Below are 21,518 nucleotides of genomic sequence, written 5' to 3'. Positions count from 1 at the left end.
CATGGTGCCGCCCAAGGAAGCGCCCAGCGAGCTGATCCGCGCCAAGGACGTGGCGGGCTTCGACCGTTGGGCCATACCCAGCTTCGATCCCGAGGTCGAGACTCCGCCCGAACCCGAACCGGAGCCCGCACCTGCGGTCGAGGCCGAGCCGGTTCAGGTGGAGGAGGTGGCCGTCGAAGACGTCAAGCCGTTGACTCTCGACGAGCTCGAGGCGATTCGTCAGGACGCCTACAACGAAGGTTTCGCCACTGGCGAGAAAGACGGCTTCCGCGCGGGCCAGCTCAAGGCCAAGCAGGAAGCCGATGCCGCCCTGGCCGGCAAGCTGGCGCAGCTGGAGCAGCTTATGGGCCATCTGATGGCACCCATCGCCGAGCAGGATCAGGAGCTGGAGAAGGCGCTGGTCAATCTGATCAGCCAGATGACCCGCCAGGTGATCCAGCGCGAGCTGACCAGCGACTCCAGCCAGATCCGCCATGTGCTGCGCGAGGCGTTGAAACTGCTGCCCATGGGTGCCAGCAACGTGCGCATCCATATTCATCCGCAGGACTTCGAGTTGGTGAAGGCCCTGCGCGAGCGCCACGAGGAGAGCTGGCGCATCCTCGAGGACGACTCCCTGCAGCCCGGTGGCTGCCGGGTCGAGAGCGAGCACAGCCGCATCGACGCCAGCGTCGAGACGCGCATGGGCATGGCCCTCAAGCAGCTGTTCGAGCAGCAGCGGGCACAGGTCACCAATCCGCCGGAGGCCGATATCCAGGTCGATTTGGAGAGCCCCAATGCGCCTTGAGCGCACCAGCTTCGCCAAACGCATGGCCGGCTACGAGGAGGCCGTCGAGCTTCCGACCCAGCCGGTGGTGGAGGGCCGCCTGCTGCGCATGGTCGGCCTGACTCTGGAGGCCGAGGGCCTGCGTGCCGCGCTGGGCAGCCGCTGCCTGGTGATCAACGACGACAGTTACCATCCGGTGCAGGTCGAGGCCGAGGTGATGGGCTTCTCCGCCGGCAAGATCTACCTGATGCCGGTCGGCAGCTTGGCCGGCATCGCCCCTGGCGCCCGCGTGGTGCCGTTGCCGGACACCGGTCGCCTGCCCATGGGCATGTCCATGCTCGGCCGCGTGCTGGATGGTGCTGGTCGCGCTCTGGACGGCAAGGGTGGGATGAAGGCCGAGGACTGGGTGCCAATGGACGGCCCGACCATCAACCCGCTCAATCGCGACCCGATTCATGTGCCGCTGGACGTTGGCATCCGCTCCATCAACGGCCTGCTCACCGTCGGCCGCGGTCAGCGCCTGGGCCTGTTCGCCGGTACCGGCGTGGGTAAGTCAGTGCTGCTGGGCATGATGACCCGTTTCACCGAGGCGGAGATCATCGTGGTCGGCCTGATCGGCGAGCGGGGCCGCGAGGTCAAGGAGTTCATCGACGAGATTCTCGGCGAGGAGGGCATCAAGCGCTCCGTGGTGGTCGCCTCGCCGGCGGACGATGCGCCGCTGATGCGCCTGCGCGCTGCCATGTACTGCACGCGCATCGCCGAATACTTCCGCGACAAGGGCAAGAACGTCCTGCTGCTGATGGATTCGCTGACCCGCTTCGCCCAGGCCCAGCGCGAGATCGCCCTGGCCATCGGCGAGCCACCGGCGACTAAGGGTTATCCGCCGTCGGTGTTCGCCAAGCTGCCACGCCTGGTGGAGCGGGCCGGCAACGCGGAGCAGGGTGGCGGTTCGATCACCGCCTTCTACACGGTGCTCAGTGAGGGTGACGACCAGCAGGACCCGATCGCCGACGCTGCCCGTGGCGTGCTCGACGGCCACTTCGTTCTTTCGCGCCGCCTGGCCGAGGAAGGCCACTATCCGGCCATCGATATCGAGGCCTCGATCAGCCGGGTCATGCCCCAGGTGGTCAGCCCGGAGCATCTCAAGCAGGCTCAGCGCTTCAAGCAGCTGTGGTCGCGCTACCAGCAGAGCCGAGACCTGATCAGCGTCGGCGCCTACGTGCCGGGCGGTGATCCCGACACCGATCTGGCCATCGCCCGCCAGCCGGCCATGGCGCGCTACCTGAAGCAGAGTCTGGGCGAGAGCGAGTCCATGGCCGAGAGCGTCCGCCAGTTGGCCCAGGTGTTCAACCCGCAGGCGCAGGCCTGATAGATGGCCAACAGCCGCGCCGCGCGCCTGGCGCCGGTTGTCGAGATGGCCGAGCGCGCCGAGCGCGAAGCGGCCCGCCAGATGGCTCACATGCAGGGTCTGCTGGCCAAGGCCGAGGCGCAGCTGGGCGAGCTGGAGCGCTACCGCGCCGACTACCAGCAGCAATGGATCAGCGAGGGCAGCAAAGGCGTTTCCGGGCAATGGCTGATGAACTACCAACGCTTCCTCAGCCAGCTGGAAACCGCCATCGGCCAACAGCTGCAGAGCATCAACTGGCACCGGCAGAACCTCAACAAGGCGAGAGCCGCCTGGCAGCAGCGCTATACGCGGGTGGAAGGTCTGCGTAAGCTCGTCCAACGCTACCTGGACGAGGCGCGTGCGGCCGAGGACAAGCGCGAGCAGAAGCTGCTCGACGAGCTGTCGCAACGTCTACCGCAGCGCGAGCAGAATTGACGCGCGGTTGCCGTCGTCACCTGTGGGTGCTACATCTTCTCTTTGCATAAGAATCAACAAGGAGTGCTACATGGCCATCACCGCGCTACCTTCGGGCGACGGGCAGGAGCTGACCATTCACATCCAGGGACGCTTCGATTTCTCTGCGCACCAGGAATTCCGCGATGCCTACGAGCGGGTGAGCGCAACCCCCAAGCGCTACGTGGTAGACCTCAAGGGCGCCACCTACCTGGACAGCTCGGCGCTGGGCATGCTCCTGCTTCTGCGTGACCACGCCGGCGGCGACCATGCGCGCATCAGCCTGGTGAACTGCAATCCAGACGTGCGCAAGATTCTCTCGATCTCCAACTTCGAACAGCTGTTCCAGATCGGCTGATTGTCATGCCCAATCGCCTGTCCATCCTGATCGCCGAGGACAGCGCTGCGGACAGGATGCTGCTGTCCACCATCGTCAGCCGCCAGGGCCATCGCGTGCTCACCGCCAGCAATGGCCTGGAGGCGGTCGGGCTGTTCGAGCAGGAGCGCCCGCAGCTGGTGCTGATGGATGCGCTGATGCCGGTGATGGACGGCTTCGAGGCGGCGCGGCGGATCAAGGAACTGGCCGGCGAGTCGCTGGTGCCGATCATCTTCCTCACCTCCCTGACCGAGAGCGAAGCGCTGGTACGCTGCCTGGAGGTCGGTGACGACTTCCTCGCCAAGCCCTACAACCAGGTCATCCTGCAGGCCAAGATCACCGCCATGGACCGCCTGCGCCGCCTGCAGAAGACGGTGCTGGAGCAGCGCGACCTGATCGCCAAGCACAACGAGCACCTGCTCACCGAGCAGCGGGTGGCCAAGGCGGTGTTCGACAAGGTGGCCCACTCCGGTTGCCTCAGTGCGGCGAACATCCGCTACCTGCAATCGCCGTTCGCCCTGTTCAACGGCGACCTGCTGCTGGCCGCGTTCAAGCCCTCCGGCGGCATGCACGTGCTGCTCGGTGACTTCACCGGCCACGGCCTGCCGGCGGCCATCGGGGCCATGCCGCTGTCCGAGGTGTTCTACGGCATGACCGCCAAGGGCTTCTCCATGGCGGAAATCCTTCGCGAGATGAATGCCAAGCTCAAGCGCATCTTGCCGGTCGGAGTGTTCTGCTGCGCCACCATGCTCAACCTGAGCTTCCAGCGCCGGGTGGTGGAGGTGTGGAACGGCGGTCTGCCGGATGGCCACCTGCTGCGCGTAGGCAGCGGCGAGCGGGTGCCACTGGTGTCGCGCCATCTGCCACTGGGCGTACTGGACCCTTCATCGTTCAACGAGGCCTACGAGGTTCACCCGCTGCAGCCCGGTGATCGCATCTTCCTGCTCTCCGACGGTGTGCTGGAGACCCGCGACGCCAGCGAGCAGCTGTTCGGCGAGGAGCGCCTGTTGCAGGTGTTCGACAGTGGTCATGCGCCGGAGCGCCTGTTCGACGAGATCCAGCGCGCGCTGGCGGCGTTCCGTGGCGAAGCCCAGGACGACGTCAGCATGATCGAGCTGAGCATGGTCGACGACTCCGACCTCAGTCGCCCGCCGCTGGCTTTTTCCGACAGTGGCCAGAGCAGTCCGCTGGACTGGTCGGCCAGCTTCGAATTCCGCGCCGAGGCGCTCAAGCGCTTCAACCCGCTGCCGTTCCTGCTCCAGTTGCTGATGGAGGTGCGCGGCCTGCGCGCCCAAGGCGGGGCGCTGTACACGGTGATGGCCGAGCTGTATTCCAATGCACTGGAGCACGGTGTGCTGGGCCTGGACTCCAAGCTCAAGTCTGATGCCCAGGGCTTCGCTCAGTACTACCGTGAGCGCAGCCAGCGCCTGCTGTCGCTACAGGAAGGCTTCGTGCGCTTCGACCTGGAGCTGCTGCCCGAGGCCGGTGGCGGCTGCCTGCGCATCCATGTGCAGGACAGCGGCGCCGGCTTCGATGTGAGCCGCGCTCTGGATCGGCAGCGCGACTGCGGCAGCCTCAGCGGCCGTGGCCTGCGCCTGATCTGCGAACTTGCCGACCAATGCCGGTGGTCGTCCGACGGGCGTGGCGCCATCGTGGAGTTTCGCTGGGCGGCTCAGGCATAATCGGCGCTTCCCGATCATGGAGTGAGCTGGTGTCCGATTCCCATCTCGATCAGAGCGTGTTGGCTTCCCTGCTGGATGTCATGGGGGAGGAATACCCCGTGCTGCTGGATACCTTCCTGCTCGACTCGGAGGAGCGCCAGCGCCATATCCATGAGGCCATGTCCGCCGAAGACGCCCAGGCCCTGCGCCTAGCCGCGCACAGCTTCAAGGGCAGTTGCAGCAACATGGGCGCCACGTTGCTGGCCGGCCTGTGCAAGCATCTTGAGGAGGCCGCCCGGCGTGAGCGGCTGGACGAGGCGCCGGCACTGATCGAGCAGATCGGCCGCGAGTTCGCCATCGTGCGCATCCTGCTCAAGTCCGAGCGCCAACGCTATCGCTGAGCGCGTCGGGCAAAGTTGGCCCGGCCCTTGCTCTATCCCGGTACGATCCCTCACTAACGGAGAGTACCCATGTCCGTTGCACCCGACTTTCTCCTTCAGTCCGCGCCCGAAGTGCGGCCGAAGACACCCGCGGCGAAGGCTCCGTCCAATCCCCCGGAGCCCCGCAACAACGAGGCATCCAGCTTCGCTGAGGTCTACGCCAAGGAGCGCCAGAGCAAGGCCGCAGAGCGCAAGGAAGCCAACGCCAAGGCCGCCGAGGAGCGCTCTGCGGAGTCCAAGCCGGCAGATGAGGTGACGGCCGAGCCTGCCGCCGAACAGCCGGTCGTTGCCGAAAGCGGCAATGTCTTGCCGGAGGAGTCGGCCGAGGGCAGCGAGGAGGGCGTCGATCCGTTGCTGCTGATGGCCATGACCGGTCAGCTACCGGCGGCTGAGACGGTCGATCCGCTGGTTGCCGAAGGCGAGGCACCGGTCGAGGGTGGCGATCCTCTCTTGCAGGCAGCCACGCCGGCTGTGGCCAATGCTGCTCCGGCGACCATGACCGAGGCCAGCCATGACCCCGAGCTGGACATGCTCAACAGCCTGCCGGCGGTGAAGCTGGCGCTCGAAGTGGGGGCGCAGGAGAAGGCTGCCGCACAGCAACAGCTGAGCCCTGGAGCGGTAGCTGCCGAGAAGTCGGCCAATGCCAGCCAGGGCTTCGCCAATGCCCTGGCCGCCTTCTCCGGCGATGCAGTACCCAGCGAGGAGACATCGACCGAGGGGCTGGAGGGCGAGCTGCTCGTCGAAGGACTGGACACTTCCCTGTCCACCGCTCGCGAAAGCCAGGCTGACGCACGTGCCGAGGCCTTCGCCAGCAAGCTCAGTGCCTTGAGCCAGGCCATCAATCAGCAGAACAATGTACAGCGCCTGCCGCTAGTACCCGGCCAGCCGGTGCAGGTGAACCATCCCGGCATGAGCGAGGCGGTGGTCGACAAGGTGATGTGGCTGTCCAGCCAGAACCTCAAGTCCGCCGAGATCCAGCTCGACCCCGCCGAACTGGGGCGCATGGAGGTGCGCATCGAGTTGAACAAGGACCAGGCGGCCCAGGTCACCTTCATCAGTGCCAACGCCAGCGTGCGTGACCAGTTGGAAGGCCAGGTTCACCGCCTGCGCGAGCTGTTCGCCCAGCAGGGCATGAACCAGCTGGACGTCAACGTTTCCGACCAGTCCATGGCCCGTGGTTCCCAGGGCGGTGGTGAGGAAGGGCGGCGGCACGGCGGCGGCCGAGGTATGAGCGGCTCCGGCGATGACGAGGTGCTGACGGGCGTCAGCGAGCTGCGCGGCCAATCCTCTGCCGCGCCGCGTGGCTTGGTGGACTACTACGCCTGACGCTTCGCCGAGCTCCGCAATATCCTGCGCCCGGTGCCGATAAAGCACCGGGCGCAGTCGTTTTCGGGTGACAGGCGGTCGTTGCCTTGGTATATCGGCTGCCTGTGTCGGGCGGGGCGATAGCGGCTATCTTGTTTACAAGATGGCATAACACTTGCTCCTAAGCCCTTGACCAGGGACAAAACACTGAATAGTGACGGATTTTTGGCATGGCAAAGAAACCAGCTCCTAAAGCACCGGCTGCCGAAGGCGGCGAAAAGGCCGGCGGCAAGGGCAAGCTCAAACTCATCATCATTATCGTGGTGGTGTTGCTGTTGGCGATCGGTGGGTCCGTTGGCGCCACCTGGTTCCTGCTGGGCAAAGACAAGGGCGCGGAAGAAGAGAAACCTACCGAGGAAGCAACCAGCGAAAGCGCGGCCCCGGTCAAGCAGCCGGCGCTGTACGAGAGCATCGCTCCGGCCTTTATCGCCAACTACAAACATCAGGGCCGGCAGCGCTACATGCAGGTCAGCGTCGCGCTGATGGCGCGCAACCAAGCCGAGTTGGATGCTCTCAAGGTGCACATGCCGCTTATCCGCAACCGCCTGGTGATGCTGTTCTCCGGCCAGGACTTCGGCGCGCTGATGACCCCGGTCGGCAAGGAAATGCTGCGCAGCCAGGCGACCGCCGTGGTGCAGGAAGTGGCGCAGAAAGAAACCGGTAAAACCGTGGTCGAACAGGTACTGTTCACCAACATCGTGCTGCAGTAGCAGGAGCCCCGCATGGCCGTACAAGATCTGCTGTCACAGGATGAGATCGACGCGCTGCTGCATGGCGTCGACGATGGCCTGGTCGAGACCGAGGCCGATGCCGACCCTGGCAGCGTCAAGAATTACGACCTGACCAGCCAGGATCGCATCGTCCGCGGACGCATGCCGACCCTGGAGATGATCAACGAGCGTTTCGCCCGCTATACCCGTATCAGCATGTTCAACCTGCTGCGCCGTTCCGCCGACGTGGCGGTGGGCGGTGTGCAGGTGATGAAGTTCGGCGAGTACGTGCACTCACTGTACGTGCCGACCAGCCTCAACCTGGTGAAGATGAAGCCGCTGCGCGGTACCGCTTTGTTCATTCTCGACGCCAAACTGGTGTTCAAGCTGGTGGACAACTTCTTCGGCGGCGACGGCCGCCACGCCAAGATCGAGGGCCGCGAGTTCACCCCGACCGAGCTGCGCGTGGTGCGCATGGTCATCGACCAGGCCTTCATCGATCTCAAGGAAGCCTGGCACGCGGTAATGGACGTCAACTTCGAGTACATGAACTCGGAAGTGAACCCAGCCCTGGCCAACATCGTCAGCCCCAGCGAAGTGGTGGTGGTGTCCACCTTCCACATCGAGCTGGACGGCGGTGGCGGCGACCTGCATATCACCATGCCCTATTCGATGATCGAGCCGATCCGCGAGATGCTCGACGCCGGCTTCCAGTCTGACGTGGACGATCAGGACGAGCGCTGGATCAAAGCCCTGCGCGAAGACATCCTCGACGTCAGCGTGCCGCTCGGGGCGACCCTGGCGCGCCGCGAGCTCAAGCTGCGCGACATCCTGCACATGCAGCCCGGCGACGTGATTCCGGTGGAGCTGCCGGAGCAGATGATCATGCGCGCCAACGGCGTGCCGGCCTTCAAGGTCAAGCTAGGGGCCCACAAGGGCAACCTGGCCCTGCAGATTCTCGAACCCGTGGAGCGCCTGCGCTGACGGCGCGGGGCCCCGGGTCAATATTCCGGTCAGTCGCGCTTCCGGTCCGACTGACCCTCAGATGAACAGCCAGCCGAGGTAGAGCGATGGCAGACGAAAACGAAGAAGGCACCAGCCCCGAGGAGCAGGCCCTGGCCGACGAGTGGGCCGCGGCCCTCGCCGAGGCTGGTGACGACGCCGGGCAGGCGGACATCGACGCGCTGATGAGCCAGGGTGGTGGCGGTGCTGCCGCCCCAGCCGCGCCGCGCATGGCGATGGAGGAGTTCGGTGCCGCGCCCAAGCCGGGCAATGGACCGGTCTCGCTGGACGGGCCGAACCTGGACGTGATCCTCGATATCCCGGTGTCCATCTCCATGGAAGTGGGCAGCACCGAAATCTCCATCCGCAACCTGCTGCAGCTCAACCAGGGTTCGGTGGTGGAGCTGGATCGTCTGGCCGGCGAGCCATTGGACGTGCTGGTCAATGGCACTCTGATCGCCCACGGCGAAGTGGTGGTGGTCAACGAGAAGTTCGGCATTCGCCTGACCGATGTGATCAGCCCCAGCGAACGCATCAAGAAGCTGCGTTGAGGCGATGATGCGCGCACTCTGCAGTCTCTTCCTGCTGGCCCCGCTGACGGTGCTGGCCGCCGAGCCGGCGGCCAAGGCGGTGACCACCCCCATGGCCAGCAGCGACATCGGCAGCCAGCTGGCGCAGCTGCTGCTCGGCTTGTTGCTGGTGATCGGTCTGATCTTCGCCCTGGCCTGGGTGATGCGTCGGGTGCAGCAGATCGGCCCGCGCGGCAACCAGGCGATAAAGCTGATAGCCAGTCAGGCTCTGGGCCCGCGCGACCGTCTACTGCTGGTGCAGGTGGGCAGCGAGCAGGTTCTGCTCGGCCTCACTGCCGGACGTATCACGCCACTGCACGTACTCAAGGAGCCGGTAAGCCTCGAAGCTGCTGAGCCCGCCACGCCCGAGTTCGCCCAGCGCCTGATGGAACTGCTCGGCAAGGACCAGAAGGACAAATCCTGATGCTGCGTTTGTTGCTGGTACTGGTCCTCAGTCTGGGCGCCTCGCTGGCTTTCGCCGAGGAGACTCCGCCGGGCGTTTCTGCGCTGATCCAGCAGGGCGAAAATCCGCTGTCGATTCCCGCCATCACCCTGAGTACCAACGCCGAAGGGCAGCAGGAATACTCGGTCAGCCTGCAGATCCTGCTGATCATGACGGCGCTGAGCTTCATCCCGGCGTTCGTCATGCTGATGACCAGCTTCACCCGGATCATCATCGTGTTCTCCATCCTGCGCCAGGCCCTGGGCCTGCAGCAGACGCCGTCGAACCAGATCCTCATCGGCCTGGCGCTGTTCCTGACCATGTTCATCATGGCGCCGGTGTTCGAGCAGATTAATCGCGACGCCCTGCAGCCTTATCTCAACGAGCAGCTGCCGGCGCAGCAGGCCATTGCCAAAGCCGAAGTTCCGATCAAGGAGTTCATGCTGGCGCAGACCCGCGCCTCCGACCTGGAGCTGTTCGTGCGCCTGTCCAAGCGCACCGACATCCTCTCGCCGGAGCAGGCGCCGCTGACCATCCTGATCCCGGCCTTCGTCACCTCGGAGCTGAAGACCGCCTTCCAGATCGGCTTCATGATCTTCATCCCGTTCCTGATCATCGACATGGTGGTGGCGAGCATCCTCATGGCCATGGGCATGATGATGCTGTCGCCACTGATCATTTCCCTGCCGTTCAAGATCATGCTGTTCGTCCTGATCGATGGCTGGGCGCTGATCATGGGTACCCTGGCTGGTAGTTTCGGCACGTTATAGAGGACGCGCAGATGACCCCGGAAATCGCCGTCGACCTGTTCCGCGAAGCGCTCTGGCTGACCGCCCTGATCGTCGGCCTGCTGGTGCTGCCGAGCCTGATCGTAGGTTTGCTGGTGGCCATGTTCCAGGCGGCCACGCAGATCAACGAACAGACCCTGAGCTTCGTTCCGCGCCTGCTGGTGATGCTGCTGACGCTGATGTGGGCCGGCCCCTGGCTGGTGCGCGAGCTGATGGAGTACACCCAGACACTGGTGCAGAACATCCCGCTGTTGATCGGCTGATGTTAGAGCTGACCAACATGCAGATCGGCGGTTGGGTGGGCCAGTACCTCCTGCCGCTGTTCCGCATCGCTTCCATGCTGATGGTGATGCCGGTGATTGGTACCCAGCTGGTGCCGATGCGGGTGCGCCTGTACTTGTCCCTGGCCATCTGTCTGGTGCTGGCACCGAACCTGCCGCCGATGCCGCAGGTGGACGCCGTGAGCCTGCAGTCCATGCTGCTGATCGGCGAGCAGGTGCTGGTCGGGGTGATGTTCGGCTTCGTTCTGCAGCTGTATTTCCATCTGTTCACCGTGGCAGGGCAGATCATCGCCATGCAGATGGGCCTGGGCTTCGCCTCCATGGTCGATCCGGCCAACGGCGTGTCGGTACCGGTGCTCGGCCAGTTCCTGCTGATGCTGGTGACCCTGCTGTTCCTGGCCATGAACGGCCACCTGGTGGTGTTCGAAGTGCTGGCGGAAAGCTTCGTCACCCTGCCGGTGGGCGAGGGCATGCTTCTGGATCACTACTGGACGATGGCCGGCAAGCTGACCTGGGTGATGGCCGCCGGCCTGCTGATGGCGCTACCGGTGGTCACCGCGCTGCTGATCATCAACCTGGCCTTCGGGGTGATGACCCGCGCCGCGCCGCAGCTGAACATCTTCTCCATCGGCTTCCCGCTGACCCTGGTGCTCGGCCTGTTCATCTTCTGGCTCGGCGTCTCCGACTTCCTCGCGCACTTCCAGGTGTTCACCAGCGAGGCCTTACAACAATTGCGCGAAGTCGCGCGCGTGCGCTGAGGAGGCTCTGCGATGGCTGAGAGCGAAAGCGGCGCGGACAAGAGTGAGGAGCCCACTAGTAAGCGCCTTGAAGAGGCGCGCAAGAAAGGCCAGATAGCCCGTTCCAAGGAGCTCAGCACCCTGGCGGTGACTTTTGGCGGCGCTGCGGCGCTGCTGATCTTCGGTGCCGACATGGGCCAGTCGATGCTGGACATGATGCGCGGCAACTTCTCCCTGTCGCGCGACGTGCTGCTGGACGACGGCTCCATGGCGCGCCACCTGCTGGCCACCGGCATGGAGGCGCTGCTGGCCCTGCAGCCATTCTTCGTGGTCATGCTCATCGCTTCCATCGTCGGCCCCGTGGCTCTGGGCGGCTGGCTGTTCTCCGCCGAGGCGCTGCAGCCCAAGTTCAGCCGGATGAACCCACTGGAAGGGCTCAAGCGCATGTTCTCCACCAAGGCCTTGGTGGAGCTGCTCAAGGCCCTGGCCAAGTTCGTGATCATCCTGATGGTGGCCCTGGCGGTATTGAAGTCGGACCAGGACGACCTGCTGGCCATCGCCAACGAGTCGGTCGAGTCGGCGATCCTGCATGCCATGCAGGTGGCGGGTTGGAGCCTGCTATGGATGGCCTGCGGGCTGATCCTGATCGCCGCCGTTGATGTGCCATTTCAGCTTTGGGACACCAAGCAGAAGCTGATGATGACCAAGCAGGAAGTCCGCGACGAATACAAGGACAGCGAGGGCAAGCCCGAGGTCAAGTCGAAGATCCGCCAGTTGCAGCGGCAGATGGCCGAGCGGCGGATGATGCAACAGGTGCCCGAGGCTGACGTGGTGATCACCAACCCGACCCACTTCGCGGTGGCGCTCAAGTACGACCCGGCCAAGGGCAATGCACCGATGCTGCTGGCCAAGGGCGGCGACTTCCTGGCGCTGAAGATTCGCGAGATCGCCCAGGAGCACAAGGTCACCCTGCTCGAATCGCCGGCGTTGGCGCGGGCGGTGTTCTACTCCACCGAGGTGGACCAGGAGATCCCCGCGGGCCTGTACCTGGCCGTGGCTCAGGTACTGGCCTACGTCTACCAGCTCAAGCAGTTCCGCTCTGGCAAGGGCAAGCGCCCGGCGCCGCTGTCGAATCTGCCCATCCCGCCGGACCTGCGTCGCGACGAGTGACGCGTCACTTGATCACGCCACAGGCCACGCGTACACCGCCTCCGCCCAGCGGCTTGGGATGGTCTGCGTGGTTGTCGCCGCCAGCGTGAATCATCAGGGCATGGCCCTTGAGTTCGTCCAGGCTCTTCAGGCGCGGCGCCAGCACCGGTTGCCCGGAGTTGCCGTCTGCGTCCACATACAGAGCCGGCAGGTCGCCTCGATGGGCGTCGTCCTGCCATGGCGTGCCATGCTTGCCGGCGCCGTCCGGGTCCCAGTGGCCGCCAGCCATTTCGGCGGCCGAGGGCTGGCCGTCCTTGCTGCCGGGCGCGCAATCCGCGTTGGTGTGCAGGTGAAAGCCATGGATGCCCGGCGTCAGGCCGGATAGGGTAGGGGTGAAGACTAGGCCATAGCGGCTCTGCTCGACCTTGACCGTGCCGACCTGCTGGCCGGTGCCGTTGGCATCCACGGCGTTGAGCGGAATGTTGAGCGGGGCTGCCTGCACACTGCCGGCCGCGGCGAGCAGCGCGGCGAGGGTCCATTGGCGCATGGCGGTTCTCCTGATGGGTGGTTGGAGAACTTGTGACTGCCAGTTGCTGCCAGGGTTTCCTGTTTCGGATGTAAGCCCTTGTTTTTCAAAAGCCTGGAAAATCTGGCCGGGTTCTTGCTCTGACCTGCCCATGGCGCCTTTTTGCGTCAAAAGATTGAACTGGCTGGGGTAATCAAGTGGCAGTGGATCGGGCGCAACTCATCGGTGATGTACGCAGCAACCTGGCGGGGTTGCGCCACGGCAATCTGGGCATCCCGTTGCTGCTGCTGGTCATGCTCGCCATGGTCATGCTGCCGATTCCGCCATTCCTGCTCGACGTGCTTTTCACCTTCAGCATCGCCCTGTCCATCGTGGTCCTGTTGGTCGCTATCTACTCCCTGCGGCCGCTGGACTTCGCCGTGTTCCCTACCGTGCTGCTAGCCGCGACGCTGCTGCGCCTGGCGCTGAACGTGGCCTCGACGCGCGTGGTGCTGTTGCACGGCCAGGAAGGCCACGACGCCGCGGGCAAGGTGATCCAGGCCTTCGGTGAGGTGGTGATCGGCGGCAACTACGTGGTCGGCGCTGTGGTGTTCGCCATCTTGATGATCATCAACTTCGTGGTGGTCACCAAGGGTGCCGGGCGTATCTCCGAGGTGAGTGCCCGCTTCACCCTGGATGCCATGCCTGGTAAGCAGATGGCCATCGACGCCGACCTCAACGCCGGCCTGATCGACCAGGCCGAGGCCAAGAAGCGCCGTACCGAGGTGGCCCAGGAGGCCGACTTCTACGGTTCGATGGACGGTGCCTCGAAATTCGTCCGCGGTGACGCCGTCGCCGGCCTGCTGATCCTCTTCATCAACCTGATTGGTGGCATGGCCATCGGTGTTCTGCAGCACGACCTGGCATTCGCCGAGGCGGGGCGCATCTACACCCTGCTGACCATCGGTGACGGCCTGGTGGCGCAGATCCCGTCGCTGCTGCTATCGACCGCCGCCGCGATCATGGTGACCCGCGTATCCACCTCGGAAGACATGGGTGCCCAGGTCAGCCGGCAGATGTTCAACTCGCCCAAGGCTCTGGCTGTGTCGGCGGCGATCATGATCGCCATGGGCCTGGTGCCGGGCATGCCGCACTTTTCCTTCATCAGTCTCGGTCTGGTGGCCGCCGGTGCGGCCTACTGGATCGCGCACAAGCAGCGCAGGACCAAGGAAGATGCGGTCAAGGAAGTCCAGCGCCAGCAGGAGCTGCTGCCGGCGCAGAAGGCCCAGGAGGTCAAGGAACTGGGCTGGGACGATGTGACCCCGGTGGACATGGTCGGCCTGGAAGTGGGTTATCGCCTGATTCCCCTGGTCGACCGCAATCAGGGTGGCCAGCTGCTGGCGCGGATCAAGGGCGTGCGCAAGAAGTTGTCCCAGGAGATGGGCTTCCTGATGCCGTCCGTGCATATCCGCGACAACCTCGACCTGCTGCCCAACGCCTACCGTTTGACCCTGATGGGCGTCAGCGTGGCCGAGGCCGAGGTGTATCCGGAGCGCGAGCTGGCAATCAACCCCGGCCAGGTGTTCGGCACCCTCAACGGCATCGCCGCCAAAGATCCGGCGTTCGGCCTGGAGGCGGTGTGGATCGACCCGACCCAGCGCGACCAGGCGCAGTCGCTCGGTTACACGGTGGTGGACGCCAGTACCGTGGTCGCCACTCACCTCAACCAGGTCTTGCATAAGCATGCCCATGAACTGCTCGGCCACGAAGAGGTCCAGCAATTGATGCAGCTGCTGGCCAAGAGCTCGCCGAAGCTGGCCGAAGAGCTGGTGCCGGGCATGATTTCCCTGTCGACCCTGCTGCGAGTGCTGCAAACCCTGCTGCAGGAGCAGGTGCCGGTGCGCGACATCCGCAGCATCGCCGAGGCCATCTCCAATGTGGCCGGCAAGAGTCAAGATCCCGCCGCGATGGTGGCTGCCGTTCGCGTCGCGCTTTCTCGCGCAATCGTGCAAAGCATTGTGGGACTAGAGCCGGAGCTGCCTGTGATCACGCTGGAGCCCAGGTTGGAACAGTTATTGCTGAATAGCCTGCAGAAGGCCGGTCAGGGCTCCGAGGATGGCATCCTCCTCGAACCCGGCATGGCCGAGAAGCTGCAACGCTCCCTGGTGGAAGCGGCGCAGCGCCAGGAAATGCTCGGCAAACCGGTGATCCTGCTGGTCGCCGGTCCGGTCCGGGCGATGCTCTCGCGATTCGCGCGGCTCGCCGTGCCGGCCATGCACGTACTGGCCTACCAGGAAATACCGGATAACAAGCAGGTCACGATCGTTGCCACGGTCGGCCAGAACTGAGGGTTCTAAGCCATGCAAGTCAAACGCTTCTTCGCCGCCGATATGCGTACCGCCATGAAACTGGTGCGTGATGAGCTGGGCGCCGATGCCTCCATCATCGGCAATCGCCGTGTGGCCGGTGGCGTGGAGCTGACCGCTGCCCTGGACTACCAGCCGACCGCCCCGGCGCGCCAGGCCAACCCGGCTCTGGAAGCCGAGCTGCGCAAGACCCAGGCGAAGATCGCCAATGCCCAGGCCGAACTGACCATTCGCGCCGTGGCCGACGAGCGCAAGGATCGCCAGCTGTTCGCCAATGAATCGCTGGTCGCCCCCGAGCTGCCGGCCACTGCCGTCAAGGCCCAGCGCCCAGTGGCCGCCGCACAGCCTGCAGTCAAGCCGGCTGCCGCTGCGGTGGACCAGCGCGCCCTGGATGCCATGCGCTTCGAATTGCACGGCCTGCGTGAGCTGATCGAAGTACAGCTGGGTTCCATCGCCTGGGGCCAGCTGCAGAATCGCAAGCCGCAACAGGCCAACCTGTGGCGTCGCCTGCAGCGTATGGGCCTGTCCGCCGAGCTGTCCAAGGCTCTGCTGGAGCGCGTGGCCAAGGTCGCCGAGCCGCGCCAGGCCTGGCGCATGCTGCTGGCCCACCTGGCTCACGCGATCAAGACGCCTGAAGTGGAACCGCTGGAAGAGGGCGGTGTGATTGCCCTGGTCGGCCCGGCCGGCATGGGCAAGACCACCACCCTGGCCAAGATGGCGGCGCGCTATGTGCTGAAATACGGCCCGCAGAGCATCGCTCTGGTCAGCATGGACAGTTTCCGTATCGGTGCCCAGGAGCAGATCAAGACCCTCGGCCGCATCCTCAACGTGCCGGTAACCCAGGTCGATCCGGGCCAGTCGCTGGTCCAGGCCCTGGCCCCGCTGGCGCGCAAGAAGGTCGTACTGATCGATACCGCCGGCCTGCCGGGCAATGATCCGGCCCTGCGTCTGCAGTTGGAAAGTCTGGCCGCGCGTGGGGTCAAATCGAAAAATTACCTGGTGCTGGCCGCTACCAGCCAGGCTCAGGTGCTCAAGGCCGCCTATCACAGCTACAAGCAGTGCGGCCTCGCTGGGTGCATCCTGAGCAAGGTCGATGAAGCCGCCAACCTGGGTGAAGTTCTGGGGCTGGCTATCAGCCAGCATCTACCGGTAGCCTATCTGGCAGATGGGCCGAAGATTCCGGACGATCTGCAGGTGCCGCGCAGCCATCAGCTGGTGAGCCGCGCCGTTAGTCTGCAGACCGCCGAAGATCCGAGCGAGGAGGCCATGGCGGATGTATTCGCCGGCCTGTACCACCACCCGGCGCGCCGCGTGGGGTAAGGCAGGCGGCAGCGTGCAAGGCGTTCTAGTGTTAGGAAAGGGTCGGTGTGGTTGCCCGACCAGCCCAGTCCAGGCAAGACAAGGTAAGAGAAGAACATGGGTAGTATGCATCCCGTACAGGTGATCGCAGTCACAGGCGGCAAGGGCGGTGTCGGCAAGACCAATGTGTCGGTGAATCTCTCGCTGGCACTGGCCGACCTCGGTCGCCGGGTCATGCTGATGGACGCCGACCTGGGCCTGGCCAACGTCGACGTCCTGCTCGGCCTGACCGCCAAACGCACCCTGGCCGACGTGATCGCCGGCGAGTGCGATCTCAAAGATGTGCTGATCCAGGGCCCTGGCGGCGTGCGCATCGTGCCGGCGGCGTCCGGCACGCAGAGCATGGTGCAATTGTCCCCGGTGCAGCACGCCGGCCTGATCCAGGCCTTCAGTGACATCAGCGATAACCTCGATGTCCTGGTCATCGACACCGCCGCCGGCATTGGCGACGGCGTGGTCAGCTTCGTGCGCGCGGCGCAGGAAGTCATCGTGGTGGTCTGCGACGAGCCGACTTCGATCACCGACGCTTATGCGCTGATCAAGCTTCTCAATCGCGACTATGGCATGAGCCGCTTCCGGGTGCTGGCCAACATGGCCCATACGCCGCAGGAAGGGCGCAATCTGTTTGCTAAGCTGACCAAGGTAACCGACCGTTTTCTTGATGTGGCTTTGCAGTACGTCGGCGCTGTTCCTTATGACGAGTCCGTACGCAAGGCCGTGCAGAAGCAGCGCGCGGTATACGAAGCCTTCCCGCGCTCGAAATGCGCACTGGCGTTCAAGGCGATCGCCCAGAAAGTCGACACCTGGCCGCTACCGGCCAACCCGCGCGGCCATCTGGAGTTCTTCGTCGAGCGTCTGGTGCAGCAACCGATCGCGGGTACGGCCGTATGACAGCAGCCAGTGGACTACGCATGTACAACAAGGCGCAGGCGCAGGATTCCCAGCACCAATTGATCGAGCGCTACGCGCCCCTGGTCAAGCGCATCGCCTATCACCTGCTGGCGCGCTTGCCGGCCAGCGTGCAGGTCGACGACCTGATCCAGGCGGGCATGATCGGTCTACTGGAAGCTTCGAAAAAATACGACGGCAGCAAGGGCGCCAGCTTCGAAACCTACGCCGGCATCCGCATCCGCGGCGCCATGCTGGACGAGGTGCGCAAGGGTGACTGGGCACCGCGTTCGGTACACCGCAATACCCGCATGGTCAGCGACGCGATTCGGGCAATCGAGGCGCGCACCGGGAGAGACGCTAAAGATCAAGAGGTTGCGGCCGAACTCCAATTGAGTCTCGAGGATTACTACGGCATCCTTGGCGACACTTTGGGCAGCCGTCTGTTCAGCTTCGACGACCTGGTTCAGGACGGCGAGAGCGGTGGTCTGCACGAGGATGTCAGCAGCAGTCACGGAGGGCCCCTGCATGGTCTGGAAGATGAACGCTTCCAGGCGGCCCTGGCCGATGCCATCGCCAACCTGCCGGAGCGCGAGCGCCTGGTGCTGTCGCTGTATTACGACGAAGAACTGAATTTGAAGGAAATCGGCGAAGTCCTGGGGGTCAGCGAATCCCGGGTCAGTCAGTTGCACAGCCAGTGCGCCGCGCGTTTGCGGTCCAGGCTGGGCGAGTGGCGGGCCAGCTGACGGCTAGCCGGTTTCATGATTTGCGACGCTGCCGGGCTGCTGGGGCGTTTAGGACTGTACGGAGGTCGACTTGGACAAGAACATGAAAATCCTCATCGTTGACGATTTTTCGACGATGCGACGGATCATCAAGAACCTCCTGCGTGATCTGGGGTTCACCAACACCGCGGAGGCCGACGACGGCAACACCGCTCTGCCCATGCTGCAGAGCGGCAGCTTCGATTTCCTGGTGACCGACTGGAACATGCCCGGCATGACCGGCATCGACCTGTTGCGTGCGGTGCGTGCCGATGACCGTCTGAAGACCCTGCCGGTGTTGATGGTGACTGCGGAAGCCAAGCGCGAGCAGATCATCGAAGCCGCCCAGGCCGGGGTGAATGGCTATGTAGTAAAGCCGTTCACCGCCCAGGTGCTTAAGGAGAAGATCGAGAAGATCTTCGAACGGGTTAACGGCTGATGTCCGCCGCGAGGGCGCTATGGCAAACGATGATTCCACCCTGGGCGAACTCGAATCGACCCTGAAGACACATGCTACCCAACTTGTCGACAGCCTTGAGAAAGGCCGTTTCGGCGAAGCGGTACAGCTGATCCATGAGTTGAGCAAGGCGCGCGATCACGGCCTGTACCAGGAAGTCGGCAAGCTCACCCGCGAGTTGCACAACGCGATCGTCAATTTCCAGATCGACCCGCGTATGCCGGGCGCCCAGGAAATCTCGCAGATTTCAGATGCCACCGAGCGCCTGTCCTACGTGGTCACCATGACCGAGAAGGCGGCCAACCGCACCATGGATCTGGTCGAGCAGAGCGCGCCGCTGGTCAACGGCCTGGGCGACGAGGCGCAGAGCCTGTCGGCCGAATGGGGCAAGTTCATGCGCCGCGAGATGGGCGCCGACGCCTTCCGCGACCTGGCCAAGCGCATCGAGCTGTACCTCGCCCGCAGCGAGCGCGACAGCCAGAAACTCTCCGGCCACCTGAACGACATCCTGCTGGCGCAGGACTTCCAGGACCTCACCGGACAAGTGATAAAGCGGGTGACCCAGTTGGTCACCGAAGTGGAAAGCAACCTGCTCAAGCTGGTGCTCATGGCCAGCCATGTCGACCGTTTCGCCGGCATCGAACACGATCACGCAGTGCTCCGCGCCGAGCAAGAACAACAAAAAGAGCCTTCCAAGGGTGAAGGTCCGCAGATTCATGCCGATAAGCGTGAGGACGTGGCGTCCAGTCAGGACGACGTCGACGATCTGCTGTCCAGCCTTGGATTTTAAGGCTCTAACAGAGCCTTTGGAGCGCACCGATGAGCTTCGACGCCGATGAAGAAATCCTCCAGGACTTCCTGGTAGAGGCCGGCGAAATTCTTGAGTTGCTGTCCGAGCAACTGGTCGAGCTGGAAAGCCGACCCGATGACATGGACCTGCTCAATGCCATTTTTCGTGGTTTCCACACCGTCAAGGGTGGCGCGGGCTTCCTCCAGCTGAACGAGCTGGTGGAGTGCTGCCACATTGCGGAGAACGTGTTCGACATCCTGCGCAAGGGTGAGCGTCGCGTGACCGCCGAGCTGATGGACGTGGTGCTGCAGGCGCTGGACTCGGTGAACGAGATGTTCAGCCAGGTGCGCGAGCGGGTCGAACCTACCCCCGCATCCCCCGAATTGCTGGCCGCACTGGCGCGCCTGGCCGAGCCGGAGAGCGCCGAAGAACTGGCCGCCGCGGCCGAGCCGGAGTCGGAAGCGGCTGCTGATGAAGATATCTCCGACAGCGAGTTCGAACAGCTCCTGGATGCCATCGGCGATCAACCGGCGGAAGCGCCCACGTCGGCAGCCGGCGGTGACGAAATCACCGACGACGAATTCGAGGCGCTGCTCGACCAGCTGCACGGCAAGGGTAAGTTCGCTGCGGACGAGTCTCCTGCCGCTTCGGTTAAGACTGCCGCTCCTGCGCCGGCCTCCGGCGCTGACGAGATCACCGACGACGAATTCGAAGCGCTGCTCGACCAGCTGCACGGCAAGGGCAAGTTCACCGCCGAAGAGCCGGCGCCTGCGGCCAAGCCGACGGCAGCCTCGTCTGCGACAACCGGTGGCGGCGACGAGATCACCGACGACGAATTCGAGGCTTTGCTCGACCAGTTGCACGGCAAGGGCAAGTTCACCGGCCCCGACGAGAGCGCCGCTCCGGCCGCCAAGCCTGTCGTAGCCGCCCCGGCCGCGAAGAAGGCGGAGCCGAAGAAGGCCGAACCGGCCAAGCCTGCTGCCAAACCGGCGGCCAAGCCCGAGCCAGCCAAGGCCGCTGCTGCGGCGCCAGCGCCAGCAGCTGCCGCGGGTGGTGCCCCAGCCGGAGCCGCCAGTGAGGCGGAAACCACGGTGCGGGTCGATACTGCGCGCCTGGACGAGATCATGAACATGGTCGGCGAACTGGTGCTGGTGCGTAACCGCCTGGTGCGCTTGGGCCTGAACAGCGGCGACGAGGCCATGGCCAAGGCCGTGTCCAATCTCGACGTGGTCACCGCCGATCTGCAGACCTCGGTTATGAAGACCCGCATGCAGCCGATCAAGAAGGTCTTCGGGCGCTTCCCGCGCCTGGTCCGCGATCTGGCGCGCAACCTGAAGAAAGAGATCAACCTGGAGCTGGTCGGCGAAGAGACCGACCTCGACAAGAACCTGGTCGAGGCCCTGGCCGACCCGCTGGTGCACTTGGTGCGCAACGCCGTCGACCACGGCATCGAGGGGCCGGAAGAGCGCGAGGCCGCCGGCAAGGCGCGCGGTGGGCGAGTGGTGCTGTCCGCCGAGCAGGAAGGCGACCATATCCTCCTGTCGATCTCCGACGACGGTAAAGGCATGGACCCGGAGATTCTCCGCGCCAAGGCGGTGGAGAAGGGCCTGCTGGACAAGGACGCGGCCGACCGCCTGAGCGAGACCGAGTGCTACAACCTGATCTTCGCCCCGGGCTTCTCGACCAAGACCGAAATCTCGGACGTGTCCGGCCGCGGCGTCGGCATGGACGTGGTGAAGACCAAGATCTCCCAGCTCAACGGCATCATCAACGTGCACTCGGTCAAGGGCCAGGGCTCGAAGATCATCATCAAGGTGCCGCTGACCCTGGCGATCATGCCGACCCTGATGGTGATGCTGGCCAACCAGGCCTTTGCCTTCCCGCTGGTCAACGTCAACGAGATCTTCCACCTCGACCTGTCGCGCACCAACGTGGTGGACGGCCAGGAAGTGGTGATCGTGCGCGACAAGGCACTGCCTCTGTTCTACCTCAAGCGCTGGTTGGTCAATGGCGCATCCAACGAGGAGCAGCGCGAGGGCCACGTGGTGATCCTCACCGTGGGCAGCCAGCGTATCGGCTTCGTGGTCGACCAGCTGGTGGGCCAGGAAGAGGTGGTGATCAAGCCGCTCGGCAAGATGCTGCAAGGCACGCCCGGCATGTCTGGCGCTACCATTACCGGTGACGGGCGCATCGCCCTGATCCTCGACGTGCCGAGCATGCTCAAGCGTTACGCGCGTCGTATCTGATTGATCGCGGCTGGCTGTGC

23 protein-coding genes are annotated in these 21,518 nt (G+C 64.4%); 22 read left to right on the top strand and 1 reads right to left on the bottom strand.

Annotated elements, in window-relative coordinates; all coding sequences use genetic code 11:
• The first annotated feature begins 1 nt into the window (after position 1).
• From fliH to flhB, 15 genes are all read left to right on the top strand, one after another.
• Positions 2–784, top strand: a complete 783-nt coding sequence (gene fliH / locus IB232_RS10760) for a flagellar assembly protein FliH (protein WP_225592241.1) — start codon at positions 2–4, stop codon at positions 782–784.
• Positions 774–2,132 (top strand): flagellar protein export ATPase FliI, encoded by a 1,359-nt coding sequence (gene fliI / locus IB232_RS10755; protein ID WP_192398502.1) that lies wholly within the window; start codon positions 774–776, stop codon positions 2,130–2,132. The genes fliH and fliI overlap by 11 nt, the downstream gene beginning before the upstream one ends.
• A gap of 3 nt (positions 2,133–2,135) precedes the next feature.
• Entirely contained in the window at positions 2,136–2,585 is a 450-nt protein-coding gene (gene fliJ / locus IB232_RS10750; protein WP_137972843.1) for a flagellar export protein FliJ, read from the top strand.
• A gap of 70 nt (positions 2,586–2,655) precedes the next feature.
• Positions 2,656–2,961 carry an STAS domain-containing protein gene (locus tag IB232_RS10745; protein WP_137972844.1) on the top strand — a complete coding sequence of 102 codons (306 nt, stop codon included), beginning with the start codon at positions 2,656–2,658 and terminating at the stop codon, positions 2,959–2,961.
• 5 nt (positions 2,962–2,966) lie between these two features.
• Entirely contained in the window at positions 2,967–4,661 is a 1,695-nt protein-coding gene (locus IB232_RS10740) for a fused response regulator/phosphatase (RefSeq protein WP_192398500.1), read from the top strand.
• 29 nt (positions 4,662–4,690) lie between these two features.
• Positions 4,691–5,041 (top strand): Hpt domain-containing protein, encoded by a 351-nt coding sequence (locus IB232_RS10735; protein WP_192398498.1) that lies wholly within the window; start codon positions 4,691–4,693, stop codon positions 5,039–5,041.
• Between the two features lie 69 nt (positions 5,042–5,110).
• Positions 5,111–6,406 (top strand): flagellar hook-length control protein FliK, encoded by a 1,296-nt coding sequence (locus tag IB232_RS10730; protein ID WP_192398496.1) that lies wholly within the window; start codon positions 5,111–5,113, stop codon positions 6,404–6,406.
• Between the two features lie 209 nt (positions 6,407–6,615).
• Positions 6,616–7,155, top strand: a complete 540-nt coding sequence (gene fliL, locus IB232_RS10725) for a flagellar basal body-associated protein FliL (protein ID WP_192398494.1) — start codon at positions 6,616–6,618, stop codon at positions 7,153–7,155.
• A gap of 12 nt (positions 7,156–7,167) precedes the next feature.
• Complete coding sequence (fliM, locus tag IB232_RS10720; RefSeq protein WP_192398492.1) at positions 7,168–8,139, top strand: flagellar motor switch protein FliM; 972 nt, start codon at positions 7,168–7,170, stop codon at positions 8,137–8,139.
• A gap of 86 nt (positions 8,140–8,225) precedes the next feature.
• Positions 8,226–8,708 (top strand): flagellar motor switch protein FliN, encoded by a 483-nt coding sequence (fliN, locus tag IB232_RS10715; RefSeq protein ID WP_192398490.1) that lies wholly within the window; start codon positions 8,226–8,228, stop codon positions 8,706–8,708.
• Between the two features lie 7 nt (positions 8,709–8,715).
• A complete protein-coding gene (gene fliO, locus IB232_RS10710; RefSeq protein ID WP_192398488.1) occupies positions 8,716–9,150 on the top strand; it encodes a flagellar biosynthetic protein FliO in 435 nt (144 codons plus the stop codon).
• The gene (gene fliP, locus IB232_RS10705; protein ID WP_192398487.1) at positions 9,150–9,938 is read left to right on the top strand and encodes a flagellar type III secretion system pore protein FliP; all 789 of its coding nucleotides are present in this window, start codon (positions 9,150–9,152) and stop codon (positions 9,936–9,938) included. Before fliO ends, fliP begins: the two co-directional genes overlap by 1 nt.
• 11 nt (positions 9,939–9,949) lie before the next feature.
• A complete protein-coding gene (fliQ, locus tag IB232_RS10700; protein ID WP_192398486.1) occupies positions 9,950–10,219 on the top strand; it encodes a flagellar biosynthesis protein FliQ in 270 nt (89 codons plus the stop codon).
• Positions 10,219–10,995 carry a flagellar biosynthetic protein FliR gene (gene fliR, locus IB232_RS10695; RefSeq protein WP_192398484.1) on the top strand — a complete coding sequence of 259 codons (777 nt, stop codon included), beginning with the start codon at positions 10,219–10,221 and terminating at the stop codon, positions 10,993–10,995. The genes fliQ and fliR overlap by 1 nt, the downstream gene beginning before the upstream one ends.
• A 12-nt stretch (positions 10,996–11,007) precedes the next feature.
• A complete protein-coding gene (flhB, locus tag IB232_RS10690; RefSeq protein WP_192398483.1) occupies positions 11,008–12,144 on the top strand; it encodes a flagellar biosynthesis protein FlhB in 1,137 nt (378 codons plus the stop codon).
• Positions 12,145–12,148: 4 nt separating this feature from the next.
• On the opposite strand, the gene sodC is transcribed toward flhB, so the two are convergent.
• Positions 12,149–12,670, bottom strand: coding sequence for a superoxide dismutase family protein (gene sodC / locus IB232_RS10685; RefSeq protein ID WP_192398481.1), 522 nt, complete (start codon positions 12,668–12,670; stop codon positions 12,149–12,151).
• Between the two features lie 182 nt (positions 12,671–12,852).
• On the opposite strand from sodC, the gene flhA reads away from it, so the two are divergent.
• The 7 genes from flhA to IB232_RS10650 all read left to right on the top strand — a co-directional run bounded on the left by flhA (position 12,853) and on the right by IB232_RS10650 (position 21,498).
• Complete coding sequence (gene flhA, locus IB232_RS10680) at positions 12,853–14,976, top strand: flagellar biosynthesis protein FlhA (protein ID WP_192398479.1); 2,124 nt, start codon at positions 12,853–12,855, stop codon at positions 14,974–14,976.
• Between the two features lie 12 nt (positions 14,977–14,988).
• Positions 14,989–16,314 carry a flagellar biosynthesis protein FlhF gene (flhF, locus tag IB232_RS10675; protein WP_192398477.1) on the top strand — a complete coding sequence of 442 codons (1,326 nt, stop codon included), beginning with the start codon at positions 14,989–14,991 and terminating at the stop codon, positions 16,312–16,314.
• Positions 16,315–16,410: 96 nt separating this feature from the next.
• On the top strand, positions 16,411–17,244 hold the full coding sequence (gene fleN / locus IB232_RS10670) for a flagellar synthesis regulator FleN (protein ID WP_137972858.1): 834 nt from the start codon (positions 16,411–16,413) through the stop codon (positions 17,242–17,244).
• Positions 17,241–17,987, top strand: a complete 747-nt coding sequence (gene fliA, locus IB232_RS10665; protein ID WP_137972859.1) for an RNA polymerase sigma factor FliA — start codon at positions 17,241–17,243, stop codon at positions 17,985–17,987. The genes fleN and fliA overlap by 4 nt, the downstream gene beginning before the upstream one ends.
• Before the next feature lie 82 nt (positions 17,988–18,069).
• Entirely contained in the window at positions 18,070–18,444 is a 375-nt protein-coding gene (locus IB232_RS10660; protein ID WP_171016308.1) for a chemotaxis response regulator CheY, read from the top strand.
• 19 nt (positions 18,445–18,463) lie between these two features.
• On the top strand, positions 18,464–19,252 hold the full coding sequence (locus tag IB232_RS10655) for a protein phosphatase CheZ (protein ID WP_192398476.1): 789 nt from the start codon (positions 18,464–18,466) through the stop codon (positions 19,250–19,252).
• Positions 19,253–19,281: 29 nt separating this feature from the next.
• A complete protein-coding gene (locus IB232_RS10650; protein ID WP_192398475.1) occupies positions 19,282–21,498 on the top strand; it encodes a chemotaxis protein CheA in 2,217 nt (738 codons plus the stop codon).
• Positions 21,499–21,518: the final 20 nt, after the last annotated feature.

Source organism: Pseudomonas sp. PDM15 (genome assembly GCF_014851565.1).
Taxonomy (GTDB): domain Bacteria; phylum Pseudomonadota; class Gammaproteobacteria; order Pseudomonadales; family Pseudomonadaceae; genus Aquipseudomonas.
The sequence above is the reverse complement of the archived record's forward strand: the minus strand, read 5'-3'. Positions and strand labels throughout refer to the sequence as shown.